23 protein-coding genes are annotated in these 20,711 nt (G+C 64.4%); 10 read left to right on the top strand and 13 right to left on the bottom strand.

The features are described 5' to 3' along the window. Positions 1-277: 277 nt before the first annotated feature. From ABN273_RS28630 to ABN273_RS28640, 3 genes are all read right to left on the bottom strand, one after another. Positions 278-856, bottom strand: coding sequence for a transposase family protein (locus ABN273_RS28630; protein WP_349452125.1), 579 nt, complete (start codon positions 854-856; stop codon positions 278-280). Further along, complete coding sequence (locus tag ABN273_RS28635) at positions 853-1,437, bottom strand: recombinase family protein (protein WP_349452126.1); 585 nt, start codon at positions 1,435-1,437, stop codon at positions 853-855. Before ABN273_RS28635 ends, ABN273_RS28630 begins: the two co-directional genes overlap by 4 nt. A gap of 205 nt (positions 1,438-1,642) precedes the next feature. Continuing rightward, complete coding sequence (locus ABN273_RS28640; protein ID WP_349452127.1) at positions 1,643-2,206, bottom strand: NADPH-dependent FMN reductase; 564 nt, start codon at positions 2,204-2,206, stop codon at positions 1,643-1,645. A 156-nt stretch (positions 2,207-2,362) separates the two neighbouring features. Here ABN273_RS28640 and ABN273_RS28645 point away from each other — a divergent pair, with 156 nt between their 5' ends. The 3 genes from ABN273_RS28645 to ABN273_RS28655 all read left to right on the top strand — a co-directional run bounded on the left by ABN273_RS28645 (position 2,363) and on the right by ABN273_RS28655 (position 4,989). Next, positions 2,363-3,328 (top strand): AraC family transcriptional regulator, encoded by a 966-nt coding sequence (locus tag ABN273_RS28645; protein WP_349452128.1) that lies wholly within the window; start codon positions 2,363-2,365, stop codon positions 3,326-3,328. 510 nt (positions 3,329-3,838) lie between these two features. Next, a complete protein-coding gene (locus ABN273_RS28650) occupies positions 3,839-4,588 on the top strand; it encodes a hypothetical protein (protein WP_349452129.1) in 750 nt (249 codons plus the stop codon). Between the two features lie 224 nt (positions 4,589-4,812). After that, positions 4,813-4,989 carry a hypothetical protein gene (locus tag ABN273_RS28655; protein WP_349452130.1) on the top strand — a complete coding sequence of 59 codons (177 nt, stop codon included), beginning with the start codon at positions 4,813-4,815 and terminating at the stop codon, positions 4,987-4,989. Between the two features lie 134 nt (positions 4,990-5,123). On the opposite strand, the gene ABN273_RS28660 is transcribed toward ABN273_RS28655, so the two are convergent. Further along, positions 5,124-5,573 (bottom strand): WapI family immunity protein, encoded by a 450-nt coding sequence (locus ABN273_RS28660; RefSeq protein ID WP_349452131.1) that lies wholly within the window; start codon positions 5,571-5,573, stop codon positions 5,124-5,126. 347 nt (positions 5,574-5,920) lie between these two features. Here ABN273_RS28660 and ABN273_RS28665 point away from each other — a divergent pair, with 347 nt between their 5' ends. The 3 genes from ABN273_RS28665 (at position 5,921) to ABN273_RS28675 (ending at position 8,935) form a co-directional block, all read left to right on the top strand. After that, complete coding sequence (locus ABN273_RS28665; RefSeq protein ID WP_349452132.1) at positions 5,921-7,231, top strand: hypothetical protein; 1,311 nt, start codon at positions 5,921-5,923, stop codon at positions 7,229-7,231. Positions 7,232-7,487: 256 nt separating this feature from the next. After that, positions 7,488-8,087, top strand: coding sequence for a tyrosine-type recombinase/integrase (locus ABN273_RS28670; protein WP_349452170.1), 600 nt, complete (start codon positions 7,488-7,490; stop codon positions 8,085-8,087). Positions 8,088-8,380: 293 nt separating this feature from the next. Next, positions 8,381-8,935, top strand: coding sequence for a hypothetical protein (locus ABN273_RS28675; RefSeq protein ID WP_349452133.1), 555 nt, complete (start codon positions 8,381-8,383; stop codon positions 8,933-8,935). A gap of 40 nt (positions 8,936-8,975) precedes the next feature. Here the strand turns inward: ABN273_RS28675 and ABN273_RS28680 are convergent, their stop codons facing one another. Together ABN273_RS28680 and ABN273_RS28685 are read right to left on the bottom strand one after the other, a co-directional pair. Continuing rightward, on the bottom strand, positions 8,976-9,179 hold the full coding sequence (locus tag ABN273_RS28680; protein WP_349452134.1) for a hypothetical protein: 204 nt from the start codon (positions 9,177-9,179) through the stop codon (positions 8,976-8,978). A gap of 256 nt (positions 9,180-9,435) precedes the next feature. After that, positions 9,436-10,254 (bottom strand): MBL fold metallo-hydrolase, encoded by an 819-nt coding sequence (locus ABN273_RS28685; RefSeq protein ID WP_349452135.1) that lies wholly within the window; start codon positions 10,252-10,254, stop codon positions 9,436-9,438. Positions 10,255-10,367: 113 nt separating this feature from the next. On the opposite strand from ABN273_RS28685, the gene ABN273_RS28690 reads away from it, so the two are divergent. Continuing rightward, positions 10,368-10,976 (top strand): helix-turn-helix domain-containing protein, encoded by a 609-nt coding sequence (locus tag ABN273_RS28690; protein WP_349452136.1) that lies wholly within the window; start codon positions 10,368-10,370, stop codon positions 10,974-10,976. A gap of 439 nt (positions 10,977-11,415) precedes the next feature. Then, positions 11,416-12,240 (top strand): hypothetical protein, encoded by an 825-nt coding sequence (locus ABN273_RS28695; RefSeq protein WP_349452137.1) that lies wholly within the window; start codon positions 11,416-11,418, stop codon positions 12,238-12,240. 760 nt (positions 12,241-13,000) lie between these two features. Here the strand turns inward: ABN273_RS28695 and ABN273_RS28700 are convergent. The 4 genes from ABN273_RS28700 to ABN273_RS28715 are packed head-to-tail and all read right to left on the bottom strand — an operon-like array spanning position 13,001 to position 16,064. Then, positions 13,001-13,573 (bottom strand): GTP-binding protein, encoded by a 573-nt coding sequence (locus tag ABN273_RS28700; RefSeq protein WP_349452138.1) that lies wholly within the window; start codon positions 13,571-13,573, stop codon positions 13,001-13,003. Next, the gene (locus tag ABN273_RS28705; RefSeq protein WP_349452139.1) at positions 13,554-13,919 is read right to left on the bottom strand and encodes a DUF742 domain-containing protein; all 366 of its coding nucleotides are present in this window, start codon (positions 13,917-13,919) and stop codon (positions 13,554-13,556) included. Before ABN273_RS28705 ends, ABN273_RS28700 begins: the two co-directional genes overlap by 20 nt. Positions 13,920-13,921: 2 nt before the next feature. Next, entirely contained in the window at positions 13,922-14,353 is a 432-nt protein-coding gene (locus ABN273_RS28710) for a roadblock/LC7 domain-containing protein (protein ID WP_349452140.1), read from the bottom strand. Between the two features lie 28 nt (positions 14,354-14,381). Further along, positions 14,382-16,064, bottom strand: coding sequence for a sensor histidine kinase (locus ABN273_RS28715; RefSeq protein ID WP_349452141.1), 1,683 nt, complete (start codon positions 16,062-16,064; stop codon positions 14,382-14,384). Positions 16,065-16,528: 464 nt separating this feature from the next. Between ABN273_RS28715 and ABN273_RS28720 the strand changes: the two genes are divergently transcribed. Together ABN273_RS28720 and ABN273_RS28725 are read left to right on the top strand one after the other, a co-directional pair. Beyond that, positions 16,529-17,083, top strand: coding sequence for a GAF domain-containing protein (locus ABN273_RS28720; RefSeq protein ID WP_349452142.1), 555 nt, complete (start codon positions 16,529-16,531; stop codon positions 17,081-17,083). A 172-nt stretch (positions 17,084-17,255) separates the two neighbouring features. Next, complete coding sequence (locus tag ABN273_RS28725; RefSeq protein WP_349452143.1) at positions 17,256-17,405, top strand: hypothetical protein; 150 nt, start codon at positions 17,256-17,258, stop codon at positions 17,403-17,405. A gap of 1 nt (position 17,406) precedes the next feature. Here ABN273_RS28725 and ABN273_RS28730 read toward each other — a convergent pair whose 3' ends face one another. From ABN273_RS28730 to ABN273_RS28740, 3 genes are all read right to left on the bottom strand, one after another. Continuing rightward, positions 17,407-17,715: a hypothetical protein gene (locus tag ABN273_RS28730; protein WP_349452144.1), complete on the bottom strand. Its 309-nt coding sequence runs from the start codon at positions 17,713-17,715 to the stop codon at positions 17,407-17,409. A gap of 940 nt (positions 17,716-18,655) precedes the next feature. Then, on the bottom strand, positions 18,656-19,711 hold the full coding sequence (locus tag ABN273_RS28735; RefSeq protein WP_349452145.1) for a DUF4331 family protein: 1,056 nt from the start codon (positions 19,709-19,711) through the stop codon (positions 18,656-18,658). Then, entirely contained in the window at positions 19,711-20,367 is a 657-nt protein-coding gene (locus ABN273_RS28740) for a hypothetical protein (RefSeq protein ID WP_349452146.1), read from the bottom strand. The genes ABN273_RS28735 and ABN273_RS28740 overlap by 1 nt, the downstream gene beginning before the upstream one ends. Between the last annotated feature and the right edge of the window lie 344 nt (positions 20,368-20,711).

The raw sequence follows: 20,711 nt of genomic DNA on the forward strand, positions 1-20,711 counted from the left end.
GGTTCGCCCGCAACATGGCCGAGGCCAACGAGATCCTCACTGGCCTGCCCAGCGCTCCGTCCGCCGGTCATATCAGCCGCTACCGACACCTTGTCTGGCGTCGCCCACACCGATCGACAAGACCATCGAGATCGAACCCTTCCAGCCCGCAAGGTGGAGTGCTACGCCGCCTCGGCCAGGGTGGTGAAGTCGACCTCGGGCAGGTCGGGGTCGAAATCGTCGGGGCGCAGTCGCAGCACGTCGGTGGCGTACAGGCCGAACCGGCTGATGTGCGCCGTCAGGTAGGGCGACAGCTGCGCGACATCTCGACCCCGAGCGCCGCGGTCGCCGCCTGCACGGACGCGGCGGCGAACTCCAGCCCCTGGTCCAGACGCAACAGGCCGGGGACACCGTGCGCGGGCCCGGTGGCAGGATCCTGAAGCATGCCCATGCGTAACGCTGTCAGCACCGTTCCGGCGTGCGGGGCCAGCGCGATCGCCCACCCGATGATCAGCCGGGTGGCGTCGTCGAGGAACATCGTCACCCACGGGGTGACGGCCTTGCCGCGGGGAGGCAGCACCACGATGGGCAGGCTCTTGTGATCGCCCTCCCACACCTGGTTGCGGAAAGTCGCCGGTCGTTGCAGGTAGACCAGCTTGGCCCGCCGGGCCCGCTCACCCCGGCCACGAACGCCGGCGTGAGCTCCTCGGCGAAGGCCCGGTACAACGAGCGCAGCGCCACCGGCGGCGCGCCCGCCCACCCTTGCAGCAGGTCGGCGTTTGACCTCGGCCGTGACGGACCTGCCCTGATCACTCAGCTGCCGCAGCCGATACAGCGCCGCCTCCCACTGCTCCGGGGTCGGCCGGCTCCCGCTCATGCGCTCTGCTGGGCTCTGGCCCGGTCCAGGACCCGGTAGACGGTCGCGCGGCCGACGGTGAAGACCTCCATTAGGTCCGCGATGCTGTACTCGCCGGAGGAGTGCATGCGCACCAGTTCGGCCTGCTGGCGGGCCGACAGCTTGGGCTGCTTGCCTTTGAGCTTGCCCTTGGAGCGGGCGATCGCCATGCCCTCACGCGTGCGCATCTTCAGCAGGTCGGCCTCGAACTCGGCGAAGACCGCCAGCATGTTGAAGAACATCTTCGACATGGGGTCGGCGGGGTCGTAGATGTTGCCGCCAAGCGAGAGGCGGATGCCGCGGGCAAGGAGGGTGTCGCCGATGTCGCGAGCGTCGGGGACCGAGCGGGCGAGGCGGTCGAGTTTGGGGACGACCAGGGTGTCGCCGGCGCGTACGGCTGCCAGGGCCTGGTCGAGGCCGGGCCGGCTGCGGTTGGTCCCGGTCAGGCCCTTGTCGAGGTAGATGCGGTCGTCGGCGACGCCGAGGGAAGCGAGGATCTCGCGCTGGGCGGTGAGGTCTTGCAGGACGGTCGAGCATCGGGCGTAGCCGATCAGTTCTCCCATTCGCCGATCGTACCGTTTAGCCCCCCATCACCGGACAGTTTCGCGGACCACCTATGTGAGACGACGTCGCCGCAGGTCGCGTCGCCACCGACCAGTGGTGAGACGTGTCTCGTTGAGCGTTCCTTCAACAGACACTCCCCCGATCCGGATCGCGGCCGACCCGGTCGTCAGGTGGCAAGGTTGGGAGCAAGACCTTCTTCGGAGGTCAGCTATCGCGCAGGGGCCTCAGCGCGCGGCCCCAGGCGATGACGTCTTCCAGCATGGTGCCTACCGCGTCGTTCTGATGGACCCGTGGCTTGAACTCCTTGAAGTCGATGAAGTCGTGGTGCATCTGCAGCGCCACGTGGTGGCGGACGTCGGCGATTCCGAGTGCGGCCATCGTGCTGCGCAGGTGCTGAATGGCCCGGCCCGCGCCCTCCATGCCGTATCCGACGAAGCCCGCCGACTTGTTCCCCCACTCGTGATAGAGGAAGTCGAGCGCGTTCTTCAGAATGCCGGGAAAGCTGTGGTTGTACTCCGGGGTGACGAAGACGAAGGCGTCCAGCGAGCCGACCTTCTCGGCCCAGCGGCGAGTATGCGGTCGGCTGTAGTCCGCGCTCATCAGCGCGGGCACCGGCTCGTCCAGCTGCGGCAGGTCGTAGTCCATGAGGTCCACCAGCTCGAACTGCGCACCGCCCTGCCCCTTCGCCTCGTCGAGGACCCAGCGGCCCACCGAATCGCCGACGCGTCCGGGGCGAGTGCTCGCCACGATGATGCCAACCTTGATCATTAGATTGCCCTTCGCTTCATGTTCAGGGCCGGCCATCTGACGCCGGCGGTGCCAGCGTACGTAGAGTGACCGAGATGATCCATGCGTAAGACTCCCTCATAAATACGTCATCGTCCTCGGCTGCCGCCTGACGAAGGACTCCGGTACCCTGCGTCGGTGGACGTGCTGAGTCAAGTGATCGATTCCATGCGCTCAGGCCGGCCGCGGTTCGCCCGCATTGCGGGGCATGCTCCGTGGGCAGGCCGGTTCCGGCCCGTCGGGGGCGTGGCGTTCCACGTGCTGCTGCGGGGGGCCTGCACGCTGATTCCCCATGCGGGCGATCCCGTCGCGCTGAGCATGGGCGACGTCATGCTGCTCCCCAACGGGCACGGTCACGAGTTGGCCGACAGCCCCGGTACGGAGCCGGAAGACATTCCACTCACGAGGGGCGAGGATTTCCGGCTCGAACCGCAGACCGTGCCGCTGGGATTCTCCGGCCGGCCGGTCTCTGCGGTGGTGCTGAGCGGAATGTTCCCCGTTGACGACAACCGCTGCCATCCGATCGTCAACGACCTGCCGGACCTCATCCGCATGCCGGCCCAGTTGGGCCACGAGCCGCCGTTGCGCCATGTGATCGACCTGTTGGGGGCGGAGCTGGACAAGCCGGGCATCGGTACGGAATCGGCGATCGGCTCGCTGCTCGACGCACTGCTGCTGTTCGCGCTACGCGCCTGGTACGGCGAACATGGCGCCCTGGTCGGCTGGGGGCCTGCATTGAACGATCGGGCAATCAGTCACGTGCTGTGCCGCATCAACAACGACCCTGGCCGACCGTGGACGGTCCACGACCTCGGCGCGGAGGCGGGGCTGTCGCGATCCGCATTCGCCCGCCGCTTCACCACGCTCGTCGGCCGACCGCCGCTCAGCTATCTCACCTGGGTGCGGATGAACGCGGCGGCTCAGTCGCTCCGCGAGTCCGATGAGCCGCTGGAAACGGTGGCACGGAAGATCGGCTATGGCTCGGAGTACGCGTTCGCCACCGCCTTCAAACGGCACTTCGGCATCGCTCCCGGCGCTTACCGCCGGCAGAATCCGGCGACCTTGAAAAGATCGCAACGCCCACTCTCCAATCGGCAGCTCTGACACCGTCCCCGCCCTTTGAGGGGGGCTGGAAGCGGCAGCGCGCGGAGTCGCGCCGCTCGCCAGGCGTGCGCTGAGCGCAGAGTCGTCGGCTGGATAGCCGAGGTCAACAACAGCGGGGCCTACGGTTATCTTGTATGACTCTTAGTAGTCAGACATGTGTGGTAAGTAAGGTTGGCGCGTACTTGCCTCACTAGTATTCAGGGGTCTTTAGGCATGTCAGGTGTGTTGCCTCGGTTCTACCGGCCGGAGCGGGCGGTGGGAGCCGATGAGTCGGTGTGGTGGGTGGTGGAGAGCTTCGGGTTGCATGTCGAGGCGTGTGTCGACGATCACGAAATTCCCCACCTGAGGCGGTGCTAGCTTCGCGTAATTCCCCACCCCCGCGATCGCATAATTCCCCATGGGGATGACGGAGGCGGAGGGCGTGGCCTTGGCCATCGAGTAACGGCACGCTTCCTTCGATCAGTGGTCAACAGATCGAGGGACGCCTGAATGGCAAGGAGAACGTTCACCGTGGTCGATATCACCGAGATCTACGTCCACTGGTACGCGGGCCGCTCCAAGAGCGCGGTAGCCACTTCGCTCGGAGTGGACCGCAAGACGGTCAGGAAGTACCTGGCCGCAGCGGAGGCTGCCGGGATCATCCCGGGCGGGCCGCCGATGAGCACCGAGGACTGGGCCAAGCTGATCAAGAGCTGGTTCCCGGAGATGGCCGACTCGACGCTGCGCCAGATCACCTGGCCGGAGATCGACAAGCACCGCGACTACATCAAAGGGCTGCTGGGGACGGTCACAGTCACCACCATTCACCAGCGGTTACGCGACGAGCATGGGCTGAAGGTGTCCATTTCAGCGTTCCGCCGGTGGGTGCACGCCACGCTGCCGGAGGAGATGAGCCGCTCCCGTGTCACGGTGCTGCGCAGGCAGTTCGAGCCTGCTGCCGAAGCCCAGATCGACTACGGCTTCCTCGGCCAGTGGAGCAACCCGCGCGCCGGCAAGCGGCATCGGATCTGGGCGTTCGTGATGGTGCTGCCGTGCTCACGGCACATGTTCGTCCGGCCGGTGGTGCACCTGGACCAGCACGCCTGGACCGAGGCGCACGTGGAAGCTTTCCGCTATTTCGGCGGGGCGCCGCACCGGCTGGTGCCGGACAATCTGCGCACCGGGGTGGACAAGCCAGATCTCTACGACCCGAAGATCAACAAAGCCTACGCCAAGGCCCGCACGGACACGATTGATGCCCTTGACCTCAAGCAAACTTAAGGTTCTATCGTTCATCGTCATGCCAGTGGTTCACCGACTGCCCGATCCTCCTGGGCTTCGATGGCGAACAGGTCGAGATCAACCACTGGAAGTTCGACGAGGTCTCCATCACCTGGAACACCATCGATCCGAAGCGCGCGCTGAACTGGCCGGACTTCCACCTGGCATGGCGAGATGACGCACTAGACGAGCTCACTGCACTGGTCGGGCAGCCTTGTTCGGCAGTGGAGCTGCTGATGTGGCGAAACAGGGATCTCGTAGAGGGAACGATCGCGTCTTTGGGGTTCGGCTTCCCGAACGGCCAAGTGACGATCTACAACGCCCTCGACGAAAACGGCATCGAGTTCACTTCTCCCGGCGACCACTACACGCGATACACGCTCGGAACATCTGATCCGTAGGTCCCCAAACGATCTCCAGGATCGTTCAGAGCCGTTCGCCCTGCTGCTCGTCGGGGCCCCGACCGTTCAGATCCGTCCGGCAGAGTTCGTGATCATCCGTCCGAGTGGCTCCTAAGGTGGCTCCCAGGAAGCGGTCATCCGTGTCCCAGGATGGGGAATCGCTCCTCTACGGCAATGAGCGCGTCGACAAGCGGCAGGACGTCCGTCTGGTCCAAGCTCTCGATCGCGAAGTGAAGGGTGTTCCGCTTCTCAGGGTGATCAGCCACGGCCCCGGAGATCGACAGAGAGCCTGTGGGATGACACTCGACGGTGAGTTCTATCCAATGCTCCATGGAGGACAGGGTGGCGCTTCCCCTGACGTCTGCATGGATGCGCTCCAGAGCCACCCGGAAGTCGCGGAGCTCCTCAGCTCGAAGCCCTGCATCGATCTTGGCAGTGAACCCGCCGACCTGCACGTGGATGGGAGAGGTCAGCCAGTTCCCGTCCCAGAAGTCGGTACAGCCAGGATGCATACGACCGCGAACCTGGATCAGCACATGATCGGACTTCCTGCCTCGGCCGATGACGATCTCCGCATGCTCCATATGGTCATCCTCGCTGAGGAGACATGCCTCCGGGCCTGGCCATCAGGTTGGAAGATTTCGGCACACGATCTCGGGACCTGCTGCGGTGCAGGTCAATACGGGGGTCCTCTTGTCCGCAACTTCCCGCGACTCCCCCTCGTTGTCCGCCCTGACAGGCACGCAACGGGCACGCCCGCGAAGCGCCGACGATTTCACAGGGGCATCGCTGATCCCGTTGACCTCCACCCCCTGACCTGCCGTGCAGCCGCATTCCTTACACCTTCACCTCAAGATCATTCCGCACATGTTCCGGATCATGCTGGTGATCGCGTCCAACGCCCTGGGCGGGCAACTCGGGTGCTACTACCATGGCACGCGATCTTTACGAAGCTATGGACCCCGGGGTAGACGTGGCGACATCGGACGGGTATCAGTACAGCTTCGGGACGATGGCAGGTGCTGCCGTCGCTCTGGATGAGGTCGATGACGAACTCGGCAAGATCGTCCGGGTACTGGAGACGGAGTGCCGACTTCCTCAGGGAGCGCTGGGGTGGGCTGCGGAGTTGGGCGGCCGGAAGCAGTATGAGGTGTTCGTCTCCACCTGGCGCGGAGAGGTGGAGTTCGCCATGGGCAAGGCCCGGGAGCTGGCCGAGAAGTCCGCTAAGACAGACCGGGGTTACCTGAGTACGGAGAACGCGAGGCTGAACGATCTTCTGTACACGGTTGGCTGGAACCCCGATTCATCCGGGAAGTTCAAGAAGCAACCCGAGCTGGACCTGTCTCATCAGGACAGGTATGCCGACAACGATGGGACGTGGGCATTTCGCGGGCTGCTCGGCACCGGCCTGCTCGGGCTCGGGTTCAACGCGTGGGCATTGCGGCGGTACCCGGAGTGGAAGCAGGCGAGCGCTGCGGCCAAAGCCGCCATGACGAGCACCCCGGGCCTGAGAATGAAAAACCCGAAGGTCCGCGCTGCGATGGTGACAGGCGAGTCCCCCATTCCCAAGGGGTACACCTACTTCGAAAAGTATGACCGTAAGGCCAAGACCTTGCGGGCCGTCGTGGTGAAGTCGCAGTCCGGGGTGCTGAGCAACTCCACAGTGAGCCGGCTCCACTTCGCCAAGCGCTTCTCCCTGATGGCGTTGACGGCCGGGGTGGTGTGGGAGCTGCTCACCATTCCATCCGATGAGGATCTCAACCGGGCCATGCACGGGTGGGAAGAGGTCGCTGCCAGGGCGCGCGCAATATTCGGGGCCGATCTCCCGGCACTCAAGGAACTCGCCATGGCCAACTGGAGCGGTGTGGCCAAAAACGAGGCGGACAACCGTATCTTCCGCTTCATACACGGCGGGATCGACCTGGCGGACTTCGCTACCGAGATGTCCAACCGGCTCGCGGCTTTGATCGAGCAGTTGAACGCACTGCACAAGTTCGCGTACGTGGCCACGGCAATCACGGTTGCCGCGCTGGTCGCGCACGCGGCGCTGTCCTTCATCCCCGCGATGCGCGTGGTGGCGGAGTTCCTCGGCAACCAGCTCACCACCGTCGCCATGTTCGTCCTGACGGCCGCTCCCGCGGCAGCGGCAAGTGTCTTCAGCAAGGACATGAAGGATGCGTTCCTCAACATGAACACCTTCCCCGTCAATAGAGGTCACGACATCCGGTTCGGCTGGAAGTAACACCGCTCCAGACTGCGCCACCTCTCCCCCTGCTCCCGCTAGCTGCCCATCTCCGGGACTGCCAGACGGGTTCCGTCAAGGTCGGCTTCGCTTGTTCCATGTTCCCGGTGACCTTCCGCCTGTGCTGGTTGTCCTGCGTGAACAGTCGTCCTTGACGGGTTCTGTCTGCCCCGGAAAGTCGGGCAGCGGGTGCAGGGGTTACGGCGAGACGGCGGCGTGGCGCCCAGGTCGGCAGGTTCGTTCGGTCAACGGCGGGGTGCGGGACTGCATACGACCCGGGCCGCCGCCGGGCCGGGACCGGCCGCATGCGCGGCCGGCGGGGTGGCGGAGGGCCGGGTACGGCGGCGCGGCGCGCCGCCGTCTTGAACTCGACGGCGGGGAGATGCGCCTGGGCCCGCTCAAGTCGCGGGCTGGCCGACGAACCGTCAGCATTCCCTCGGTCATCATCCCGTCGCTGGTCGAGCACTTCGCCCGATTCGTCAACGAGGCCGAAGACAGCCTCGTGTTCCTCGGCAAGCGCGGAGCCTTCCTCCGGGGCGGCAACTTCCGCCGTGCGGCCAAGTGGGCGGATGCGCTCAAGGAGATGGGTCTCCAGGGCTTGCACTTTCACGATCTCCGACACACGGGGAACACGCTGGCCGCACAGTCAGGGGCACGCCTTGCTGATCTCAAGGCGCGGATGAGGCACGGCAGCGACCGGGCGGCGCTGATCTACCAGCACGCCGCCCGAGACGCCGACCAGAGAACCGCCGATGCGCTCAGTGCGCGGGTGAAGGCCGAGCGAAAGGAGGCGAAGAAGAAGCGCAAGAGGGGAGATGACGACGACGGCGCGGGAGTGCTGGTCCCCGCAAGCTAATGGCACATTAATGGCACGAACACCCCGTCACAAGATCAGTGGCGGGGTGTTTCCGCTGGTGGAGCTTAGGAGATTCGAACTCCTGACTTCCTGCTTGCAAAGCCGATCACACCCGTGATCGCTGACCAGGCGATCCCTGGCCTCCGCTCCCCGGCCGATCTTCCCGCAAGCGACCGTGAGTCCCCGTAGATACCCCTGCCAACGGGCACGATTCCGGATCTTGTTCTCCAGACTTGAAGTCACTGGCAAGATGCCGAACCACCAGATCATCACGCCACACGGAGAGGGCTTCCATGAGCAACGCGTACTCACCCGTTCGTGAGCTGAACCTCCTCAAAGAGCTCCAGGATCGGTCCCCGGGTTACTACTCGGGCGGGTTCGAGTTGCGGGACTTCGGCTATGATCCCGGGCTAGCCGAGTGGCTCGACCTGAAAGATCCGCGCGACTTGGAGTTCCTCGACCGGCTGATCCCTTTCGCTCAGGCCAGCACTTCAGGATCCTTCTTCGCGCTGTGGAAGTGCGACGACCGGGAAGATCTCGCCACGCTGCCTGTGATCCGGTTCGGTGACGAGGGCGACCTCGACGTCGTTGCGCGGGGCCTGCGGGAGCTTTTCGAACTCCTCGCTCTCGACAGTGAGAGCTTCGACCTTGAAGGTCCCGACGAGGGTTATTACGACACCGAGGACGGCCACACAGATGGCCACAGCGCGTACCTCGAATGGTTGGAGGAGAACTTCGGGCTTGCGCCGCCGGAAGACCCGGACAGCATGCTCGACCGCGCTGAACAGGAGTTCGGCGCCCGATTCCGCGATTGGTTGCGACAGTTCGCGCCCGGTGACTGGACCTGAGGAAATGACGACCCTGGCGTCCATAGGAGCGACATCCCCGCTACTGCCCTGCCCGCTCAGGATTTCCTCCACCATCTCGGAGGCGACCAGCAGCCGAGACAGCCCCTTTTTCGGCCTCCAGCCGCGCCTGCACCTCGGCCAGCTGCCGGCCGAGCTCCTCGATCCGCTGGGGGGCTTCGGCCTGCCGCCGCGCCAGTTCCTCCAGCAACGACCCCATCGCCACCACCGCCTCGCGCGCCTGCACCCACAGTAGAAGGCGGTTTCACGATCAAACAGCCAGGACAGCGAACGCCCAGCTCAGCCTGTGACTGCAAAAGCGCCACACCCATCGACCACTCACGTCAACGGCATGCCGCCGACGTCTGGCCAGCGAAGACGGGACTCTTCATCACAGCAGCGCCGGATAGCAGGTGGTCGAGTTCTTGGGCGACCAGCCGGGCCAGACGAGCTTGCCCTCCTTGGCTGCCATCGCGAGCGCGGCCCGGAGCCGACAGGCTCGATCAGCCGATCGGTGGTGCGAGGTACTCCAGCGCATAACCGTCGCCGGAGGCGGTTACGCGGGCGATGCCAGGTGAGTCGAGGTGGGCGCCGGCTACGAAGTGGTGTGGTTGGGTCAGTTGTTCGAGGAGCGCCGCTCGCGCGGCGCGGGCCTGGGACTGGTTGCCGTCGAGCTCCCAGGACACGTTCGGCTGATCGAATTGGAGCGTGGGAACGTGAACGGTGTCGCCCCAGACGAGAAGGTGGCCGGTACCACTCCTGACCTCGTAGACGGTGTGACCGGGTGTGTGGCCCGGTGTCGGGATCGCGGTGGTCCAGTCGTTGATCGCGACCTTCTCCGACACGGGTACGACCCGGTCGCGGATCGGCTCGAGCCGCCCGGTGAACACCGAGGTGTCGCCCGCGCCAATCCACACGCGCTCAAGTTTGGTGAACGCCTCTGAACCGTCCGGCGCGATCAGGCCGCTCACGTGGTCTTCGTGCTTGTGGGTGATGGCCACATCGGTGACATGCGCGCGGTCGATTCCCGCTTCGTCGAGCGCGTCGTAGATCAATCCCATGGTGGGGTCGTGCCAGACGTTGGACGCGCCGGTGTCGATGAGAACCGACCGCGTGCCGTCGGTGACGAAGAAGGCGTTGACCGACAACCGCAAGTTGTCGCCGGCCAGCGGGACGGCGGCCGGCAGCTCATCGAGCGTGCGCCCATCCTCGTCGCGGAGCCGTGTCGGCGGCATGTCGATGTACCCGTCTCGCAACGAGATCACCTGCAGATCGCCGAATTCGAACGTGGCATGGTGCTGGCCACTCGAGATCAAACGCATGGAACCTCCGTCGTGTTGGGCGCACATCGCGTGTCTCCGATAGAAGACTCTATCTTCTTTAGAAGAAACACTACACTGTGGGGCAGCGAGGTACCCATCAATCGAGGAGCACGGTGGTCGAGCAAGACGGAAACGCGGCCGAACCACAGCACGGTGACGACCTGGCCGGCGCGTTCGGCGGTAACGTGCGGCGACGCCGCGAGGAGGCGGGCCTGACGCTGGAGCAGCTGTCCACACAGTCGTCGGTCAGCCGGGCGATGCTGTCCAAGGTCGAACGTGGTGAGAAGAGCCCGACGATCGGCGTCGCGTCTAGGATCGCCCACGCGCTCGACGCGTCGCTCTCGGACCTGATCGGTGCGCCAGCTGCTGCCGCGTCTGGTGTGGCCGTTGTCATGCGCAAGAACCATCGCCCCGTTTTCCGTGACCCGGAAACCGGCTTCGAGCGGCACATGGTGTCAGCGGCCCCGGGCGCGGGAGGAGCCGAGATGGTCGTCCACTACCTCCCCGCGCACGTCTCTACCGGGCTGCTGCCCGCGTATCCGCCGGGTACAGAGAAACAACTCGTGGTGCTCGAAGGCACCCTCACCGTCGCGATCGGCGGGATCAACGAGACCCTGAACACAGGCGACTCCCTGTTCTTCCAGGCCGACGCGGACCACGGCTTCGCCAACCGAACGAACGCTCCCTGCGAATACATCATGGTCATCTCGCGCAGAACCTGATCGGCCGCAGCTTGCGGGCCTGGACAAAGCTGGCTAGGGCATCGCCACCCCCAGCACTCAGCTCACCTGCGGCTCAGCGCTTATCGAGAAGTCTCGTCGGAATATGACCACAACCTCGGACTACAAGTTTCTGATTCGATAGGCGTCGGAGAACAACAGATCATCTAGCCGGAGTGTCACCCGCCTCCCGAGCCGGATCTGTCGCACAGGTCCTGAGTCCTGACAGTGCTTCGTGCAGGCTTCGTGCAGGCTGTGCTTTGTGCAGGATGTCGGGTCCCACCTGCTGCAGCCCCGCCACCGGCACGTCCGGCGACGTCACCACCCACGGTTCTCTTCGCCGGGCTCCGCCGAAATCCGGCCGTGACAGCGTTGAGATCTTCACACGCGAAGATCTCCCCCAGCCTCCGTTCCGGACGGCACGGAATCGAGCGGGGAACGCATGAGCATGGGTCGATGGACGATCGGGCTGGCTCTCGTGCTGACAGCATGGGTCTCGATCACCGGCAAGCACGCCGAAGCAGCCACCCGTCCAGATCCGGTTGCGGCGCTGAAGCGGCAACTCAACGGTCACGGCGGGGTGCGGGAGACCTCGGTGTATCGAAGCGTCTGGGGGCCGAAGAAGGAAGAACGCGTCACCATCCGATCGCGGGCCGTCCACGAGTTCGGTGGCGGTGAGATCATGGCTATGGACCTCCGCTACTCGAAGTTCTCATCCGGCGACTCCCGGAGCATCGTCTTCCCCGACCGCGCCTACGGCTGGAAGCGCGACCACCCTGATTACCTGCCGGCGGGCAAGTCCTGGATCCTGGAGACCAAGAAGAACGACCTGTACCTGGCGTGCGGGCAGATCAGGCTGAGCGATCCCGCCACCCTCCGGCACGTGCTGGCCACCACGGCGACCAAGCGGCCCGCCGGCGTCTACGACGGCACCCGCACCACCCTCTACGAGGGCAGCACCACCATCGGCGAGCTGTACAAGCTGAATCCACGCCTGCAGGTGGGCGACTTCGAAAAGCCCACCGGACAGTACGCGAGCTACGCCAAGCTCCCCGTGAAATGGCGGCTGTGGCTCGGCACGGACCAGCTCATACGCAGGTGCCAGACGCGCTATGACGAGCCCGACTCCCCCTGGAACGTCAAAGACCGCAGTCTCAAGACCGCCGATGTGCGGTTCTCCGGCTGGGGCGACGCGATCGACATCAAGCCGCCTCCTGCCGAACTTGTGGCGACGAGCGATGAACTGGTCTTCTCCGACGATGACTAAACGCGGCGATGGTGGGGGTCCGCTCGGCCGTCGCTACGGCTTCCTGGCAGAGCGTTGCCTCGCTCGTTGACCGGCTGCTGCTTCTTCCGGCTGCTGCCGGACATGCTTGACGCGTCGATGCCACAGCTTCGTGTCGATCCTGTCAGATTCGGGAATTCCAATCGAGGACATCTCGCGCCTGGTAGGCCCCCCGCCAAGCGATCACTAGCGGGGGTGCGTTTTTGCTGGTGGAGCCTAGGAGATTCGAACTCCTGACTTCCTGCTTGCAAACGGGAGCCAGCTACCACCTACGCCCGCATTGCGTAGTTCAGAGAGCAGTTCCCGAGTGGCAGGGTGTGATCGTGTAAGACCTCGTTGCTGTACTTCTCTGCTGTACAGCGCTGAGCACACGGCAGGACGCGGGACGGGGACACCATGACCTCCATCCACCGGTGATCAGGGTGCTCTCCGCACGGAGGGTAGACGGATCATCTTCGTTCCCACGGATACGCAGCGCGTCCGCTGGAACCGCTTACGCGGGCGGCCCCGGTTTGCCTGCGCGGTTATGAGACTCCCTCAGCTAGCGATCCATGGTCGTGGGTTTCCGTAGCTTTTTGTCAAGTTTCACGACGCCCGGAGAAGTCAAGCTTGGGTGGCGTAATCGTCGACGCGCCGGGTGATGGTCTTGGGCGCCACCCGGAGTTCGCGTGGCGCTTAGGCCTGGTCGGCAGCGGTGAGCGGGACAAGAAACCAGTTGCAGATCGCCCTCACTGCGTACCGGTCAGATCGGAGCGACGGCGAGGAGATGCTGGATCAGTGACCGGAGTACCGACATCGCGGAACGGGTATCCCGTGCGTCGCACAACATGACCGGCGCGCGCGAGTCGAGTTCGAGTGCGGCTCGCACCTCTTCCGGTTCATAGGGGAACGCATCGTCGAATACGTTGACCGCGACGAGGAATGGGATGCCCCGATTCTCGAAGAAGTCGACGGCGGCGAAACATTCCTGCAGCCGACGGGTATCGGCCAGCACAACGGCACCGAGCGCTCCTGCGGATAACTCGTTCCACATGAACCAGAAGCGCTCCTGCCCAGGCGTTCCGAACAGGTAGAGCACGATATTATGTTGGTGGATGGTGATACGGCCGAAGTCAAATGCAACTGTGGTTGTGGACTTGTTCTCTGTCCTGCTGAGATTGTCGACACCTATGCTAGCCGCAGTGATGAGTTCTTCCGTATTCAGTGGCTCGATCTCGCTCGTCGCGCCGACGAAGGTCGTCTTTCCGACGCCGAATCCACCAGCGACCAGAATCTTGACCTGGGTGGGGAACACCTCAGATTTGTTGTAAACCATCGAGCAGCTTCTCCAAGAGAACTCGGTCGGTGACGTGGCTAGACGAAGAAGACGATGCCCAGGCGGCTATGGCTCCGCAGTCCACCAGATCCGCGAGGAGGACCTTGGTGACCATCACAGGGAGTCGTATGTTCGCCGCCACCTCCGCGACCGAGACCGGCGTACGGCACAGTTCGAGAACCTTGACATGTTCCAGATCCACGTCCGGGCTGGCCCGACCTGTGGTGACCACCAATGAGAGCATATCCAGTTCCACAGTCGGGCGGGTGCGGCCCGCGTTCACTGTGTAGGGGCGAATCAGGGGGCCGGCTTCGTCATCAAGCCATACTTCGTCGTCACCGGCCATGTTCATCGGTTCCTGTCACCAGAACCAGCTGCCGGCGGGCGGATCGCTGTGTCCAGGAAGGGACGGACGGCTTTGATCAGCCGAGCCATCTCAAGACCGACGACACCCGGGTCGGCATCTCCCCCCGCCAGCACCGCGATAACCGAGTTGTGGCCGGCCCACGAGATGAACAGTCGGCTGGACTTAAGTTCGGTCACGACCTGGCGGACTTCGTTGCCGCCGTCGAATTTGGCACAGGCGCTCCGTGCCATGGAAAAAAATCCGGAGGCGAGTGCCGCGAGATATTCTGAGCTGTCGCGGTCCAGACCGTGGGTGGCTTTCACCAGCCCGTCGGAGGACAGCAGCACACTGCCACGAATAGCAGGGACCTCCTGGGACAGACCCTTCAGCAGCCAGGCGAGATCCGAAGTCTTGTTTGACGAGACGGCGCTCAATGGACGCTCCTTCTAGGTTTGTAATGTTCTAAAGATCGGTGTTACCAGTCCCGTCTTCAACGTCTTCGTCCTGACCACTGCGCATCCCCTTCATGAATGACGCCATCAGCCCGTGATCGAGGTCGAGGTCCGTATCGTCATCCAGGGTTGCGGGAGTGTTGAGAAGCTCGGGCGCCATGCTCGCCTGAGGGCGACGTTTCGGCAGTTCTGGACGTCGGCCGGTACCTGTTGGAGGACCGAAGTCGGTCCGCTTCTCCGTTTGCCGGGCGGGCGCGCCGGCGCTCTGCTTCCTCCAAGCCTCGGACGGGTCGTCAGGGCGGGCACCGGCATCGTGGCCGCTCAGCGCTGGTGTGTCCGGTCTGGAACCGGAGGAAGGCCTCGGCGAGAAGAGCGAGCCTGGCGTACTGGCCGACGGGGCGGGCTTGGGTTTCGCGGGCTCGGGGGACGTTGCCTGTCGTACGCCGGTCTCCCGCGGTTCTGAACTGATCAACTCATTCGGGATCACGACGATGGCCTGGGTGCCGCCGTAGATGTTGGTCTGCACCCTGACAACGACTTTGTGCCGACGTGAGAGGGCGGATACCACGAGCAGTCCGATACGGCCGTCCTGCACCAGTTCCTCGACATCGACTCGTTCCGGAGCGGTGAGAAGGTCGTTCAGCCGACGCTGGGTTTCTCGGGGAATGCCGAGGCCGCGGTCCTCGATCTCGATGGCCAAGCCGGCAGTTACGGCTTCTGCCCGGAGGAGCACCTGCGTGTGCGGCGGCGAGAACTTAGTGGCGTTCTCGACAAGCTCGGCGACCAGATGGATGATGTCCGCGGCCGCGCCGCCGTCCACGAGCCCTTCGACCGGCGGCACCACTTTGACCCGGCTGTAGTACTCGACCTCGGCGATGGCCGAGCGCAGAATTTCGTACGTGGCTACCGGCCTGCTCCACTGGCGCCGCGAGACGGCCCCACCGATCACAGCGAGGCTTTCGGCCTGTCGGCGCAGGCGAGTACTGAGGTGATCGACCCTGAACAGGCCCTTGAGCAGTTCGGGATCCTCGACCTGGTTCTCCAGCTCGTCGAGTCCCTTCATCGCCCGATGGGACAATGACTGCATCCGCAGAGCAAGGTTGACGAAGATCTCGACTCGCTGTGTGGGACGGCCACTGGGTTTCCGGCTCGCCGCGTTGATCACAACGTTCCAGGCCTCGTTCTGAGCTTTCTGGAATTCTTGCGCAAGGTGCGCGATGGGGTCGCCGGTCGCTACAGGCCGGAAGTCGACGCCCCGTCGTGCGGGAACCTCGCCGGCCGCGATCCGCTCCGCCAGGCCTTGCAGTTCTTGCCGACCGCGGGACACTAAGACACCCAGGTCGCCGAGCCGGGGCTCCAAGTCCTTGAGGCGGGAGGCCGCACGACCGGATATCTGACGCTCCCGCCGAGTCGCCGTGTCCGCCGCGACGACCGCGACGAGCATGAGGGCCACCGCTCCCCCCGCAATGACGGCCAGTGTCGGCCAAGCCTGCGGGGACGAGGGTCCCGCCATGGTCAGCACCGTCACGGCGATCAGCCCCAGGCACGCCATAAGGGCTGCTGGAAGGATGGAAATGCACAGATGGAAGGCATGCACGTTGATCGGACGACGTTTGCCGCGGCCGCGTGACCTGCCACGGCTTCCGGCGTCTTGGCGTTCGGGGGCGGTGGGAGGCAGGGGAGGCGCAGACATCGGGAGTCCTTGGCACAAGGGTGATAGGTCAACACGGGTCACCATACTGAGTCAATCAGCACAATATCGATCCCTGCGGCCACTTAAAGTGATGCGGCATTCGGTCAGCAGGGGGACAGCGCTTGCGGTTGATGCGGGAGTCCGCGGCTGGACTGCAGCCCGCGGCGAGCCCCAAGCATGGACGGCGTCGGCACCAGGTGCTGGTACCGCGTCGTTCTCCGCTCGAGGCGGTTACCAGGCGATGGAGCGCACGTCCGGCGACGTCCGCACCGTTATCGAAGGCACCGGCTCATATGGCGCCGGTCTGCTGCGCAACCTGCAGTAGGCAAGGGGCCGAGGTCGTGGAGGTTGACCGGCCCCGACCGGTCCGTTCGCCGCCGCCGTTCCGTGACCACCTTGCTATCCTCCGAGCGGGATGGCCGCAATCCGACAGGAACGGCCAGGTAAGCAGACAGGAGCCTGTGATGAGCCTTCCCCCCGCCTTCCGCCTAGTGACTCCCGTAGACCAGGAAGCGCCCCGCCGCGCTGCCCTGCTCCAGGAACTGGGCATCCGGGAGGAGCCTGACCCTGAGTTTGACGAGTTCGCCCGGGCCCTGGCCCAGGAGCTAGAGGCGCCATTCGCCATGGTCAACATCATTGGCCCAGAACGGCAGTATTTCGCCGGGTTGTATCCTTCCTCGCGCGACCGGGGCGTCGACCCGGAGACGGATCCGTTCCGGACGATGGCCTGCGACCACGGTTACTGCATGTACGTGGTGACGAGGAAACATGCGATGGCGTTGGACGAAGTGATGGACTATCACCTCTTCGCCAACAATCCGGTGGTGGACGAGATCGGGGTTCGCGCCTACCTGGGCGCCCCGTTGATCGACGGGGCGGAGACCCTGGGCACCATCTGTGTCGTGGACACCAAGCCCCACGATTGGGGCCCCGAGGGGGTCGCGTTCATCAAGGCCCGGGCCGCAGAGCTTGTGGAGAGGATCCATCAGCGGGCTCGTCTGCTGAAGAGGCCCAGATAACCTCGGGATGCCGCTTCTCAGAAAACGTGAGCGGCCAATGTCGGTCTGCCAGTGGGCTCAGGAGAACCGGTCTCCAGACGGAACTCTGCCGTCGGGGATGATTATCGCGCCGTAGGACATCGACCATCCGTTCATCGACACAAGGGGTTTCGGCCGCGAGCTGTCGGTACAGGTGTTCGAGCGGGTGACAGGCGTGCCCATGCTCAAGCAGGCGAAGATCGATGGCATTACTGAGTCTGTGATCTTCCGGGCCGCCCGTCAACTTCCCGGAGCCCTGAAGAACAACGGATTGAACAGGCGGATCAGAGACTTCGTGACCTGAATCAACCGCGAGGCCAAGGCCAGGGCCCTGCCGGCAGGGCAGACAATCCCCACAGACCCCCACGGCGCGATCTCTCATCCGGTTCCGCCGCACACTGGCCTGGCACATCGCCCGCCGCCCCGGTGGACTGATCGCCGGCTTGATAGGTGATTTCCAGCGGCGTGTCGGCCGGCACGAACGCATGCCGGGGCACCGTGCGGAACGCTGCCTCGACCGGGGCCGACCTGATGTGCCCGGCCGCGATGAGCTCGTCTGCGGACTTGTCCCTCAGCTCAGCGGCCTGTGCCTGGTCGAGGGTCTCGTCATTCACAGATGATCTCCTTGTCGGGTGTCTGGTCGTCGGCTTCGCGGAGCGGCTTGATGCGGCGCCCGTTGCGAGGCGAGTTCGGCGAACCCCTTCGCGGCGTGAGGGTACAAGCCCCTGGCGGTCTCTTCGTACCCGCCGCCGGCGGTCTGGCGAAGGACGAAGTACTGACCGCCCTCGCTGCAGAGTTCGTATTCACAGCGGCAGGACGTCTTGCGCACTCGCGGGCGCGAGCCCGGCCCTGTCCGGCAGCTGCGCTCGCCGGACGTTCAAGGGAAAGTGTTGGCCCTGCCCGCCCGGAAGGGCAGGACCCGCCGGCAGAGGCCGCGGAAGGCTGCCGGGCGTATGAGGGCGCGGCGACGGGCACAGGGTGTGGTTCGCCGCCGCGCCTGCTCCTCACCCGTGAGGTCGCGTCCGGGGCTTGGACCCTCGGCCGCCGCCTGCCGCATTTGCAACCGACGGGCCAGGGGCGCTCACAGCGGCCCCTTGCTGGACCGCGCGTTGTACAGCTGGGTTGACGGCCCGCCAAGTCCTGCTGGATCTCCGCCAGCGCCACGGCCTTTCGCATGTTCCGATCGGCCGCCTGTACAAGGGCGTGTACCTGGATGACAGTCATCGCCTCTCCGCCCCATAGCCGGTGCGCGAGCGCCGGTCCGGGCAGAAACCCGGCCATGCCCGCGTACAGGTGAGGTGTGTCGGCGTCGTCGACGGCCAACGTGACGTCATCCGGATCATTGGCGCCAGGCATACGTCTTGACCAGACCAGGGGGCAGCAGCGCATACAGCAGTCCGACAGATGAGAACCGTCTGCCATGGTGGTGTCGGCGACCATGAAAGAAGAAGGCTCCTGACCCTCGCGTTTGCGCTGGTCAGGAGCTTCTTCCTGCTGATGGTGGCCCTTCAGAATCCACTCTGGAGGACAGAAAGCGCCCAGCTCAGGACCGCATCACCCGCCGGTGACCGGGCGGCTGAGATACGGGAAGTGGTCGAGCAGGATGCCGGTTGCGTCCTTATAGGTCAACCCCATGGTGAGTTCTTCGTTCAGCACCAGGTCATACATGGAATCCGGGGCGCATTCGGTGAGGCCCTTACCGTTCTGAATCTCTTTGTTCCAGGGGTCCCAGAGCGCGGAGGTGCCTACCTTGAAGCGCAAGACGTCGGGCAGGAGCGTGTCCGCGACGTACGCGCCGTACGCCTTCGGGGTGGCCTTGCCGTGCGGTGGATCGTCGAAGGTCTTCCGTGCCGCGACGACGGCGGCCGTGGCGTCCCGTACCTGACCCCAGAACCCTGAGGCGGGATCGCTGCCAGGGTTCTTGGGCCTGCCGTTCAGGTGGTCCTTGGGATGACTGGCGTTAAAGTCCATGCCGGCGGAGCCGCCGGAGAAGTCCCATATGAAGCCGACGAGGGGGCCTGCGGCGTGCTGAAGTTGATGCCATACGCCATGCTCCTTGACCGAGGTGTTTCCCCAGTATCCAATGGTTCCCGAGCCGGTGATCGAGCTGGGCACCTCAAGGACGATCGCGCTGACGTTGGTGTTTTGGAAGGCGTTCTGGGCGGGATAAAGCGCGGTGTAACTGGGACTCGTGCCTGTTGACAACGCGGCCCGCGTCGCCACAGTGAAACGCGGGTCGTTGAAGAACGGCTCACCGCGCTCGCCGGCGAAGAGCTTGATTCCGTTCGTGCAGGTGACAACCTGCCCCAGCCTCGCTTCGGCCGGTGTAATGACCTTGCCCGTGGCATCGCGGTCACGGGCATTGGGACCGGTGAGCTGTTCAACCTTTACAGCGTCGCCGCCCGGAAAAGTAACGCGCCAGGTGATGTCTTCGAGGTAATCAAGCGGACTGCTCGTGTCGACCTTGAACTCATAATAAACTTCAGGATCGAATCCCGAGCTCTGCAGCGGCGAGACGTTGATCACGAACACTGTGCCATTGTCGCCGGCGAAGCAATAGACATCAGTGATATCCCGCTGCGACTCCGGGATGTCGGTGTGGTGAGACATTATGCGGCTCCTCTAGCGATGGGAGAATGCGGGAAGACGGGGTTGCGGGAGAACGGTTCGAGAGCAAGAGTGAAGAACTTGCCCATAAAGCCGACATCCTTGGTGGCGCCAAACTCGCCGACGAACAGCAGGTAGGGGAGCTCGCTGTGATCCCACGTCACGCGAGTGGCCTTCCCTTCCCGACTGATGAGCTCGTACCAGCCGTCGTCAAAGCCGCTGAGGACCGCGACACGCGACGGTGCTCCATGGTCTGGAATGATCGACGCGTCGACCATCGTGCCATCCAGGGCCGGCATTCGGGGCCAGGCATACGCCGTTCGCGCGAGTTGTGGACTGGTGAAGTAGTACTCGACGGGAGTGGCTTTGACCCCCCTCGGCAGCAGCAGTCGGGCACCGGGGCTGAGAAATGGGCCGTGCCACCGCCGCGCGCCGCCGCGCACAATCGTTTCGGCAGCTGTGCCTGCGCCCGACGATCGGGCGCGAGTGGCGGCTGAAGCGGTGCCGGCGGGAGCGCCCAGAGCCACGATGAAGGGGGAAGCGGCGAGTCCGGCGAGAATGCCACGCCGGTTCAACATGCGCCCGCCGATGCTGTCCGTGACTCCGCCACAACGTCGAATTTCAGGTTCATTGATTTGCGTCTGACCATGTTTCATCACATCTTTAATGGGAAATTCGGATCAGCATTCCTGATCCTGAACAGGGACTGCCCGAGCCTTCTGCAGAATGGCGACGGTGTTGCTGGGTGGAATGACTCAGCAATGGGCCGTGCGTTGGCCTTTATGAGGCGTGGGCAACACATCCATCGGAGGCCTCAAATGCGCGCGACCATGCTGTCCACGAGCTTCCACGGAGTCCTCCACAAGGAAGGTTCGTGGCGCTCGGCGGAATGACGATCCACTTGATGGCCAGGGAACCGGTCGGGCCGGAGGCGTTGGGCGGTGCATCATCTACACTCCGTGCTCTTCCAGTCACTTCAGGCACCCCCCGTCGGAAAATGATC

Origin of the sequence: Nonomuraea sp. B19D2 (assembly GCF_040137845.1) — a bacterium.
Taxonomy (GTDB): domain Bacteria; phylum Actinomycetota; class Actinomycetes; order Streptosporangiales; family Streptosporangiaceae; genus Nonomuraea.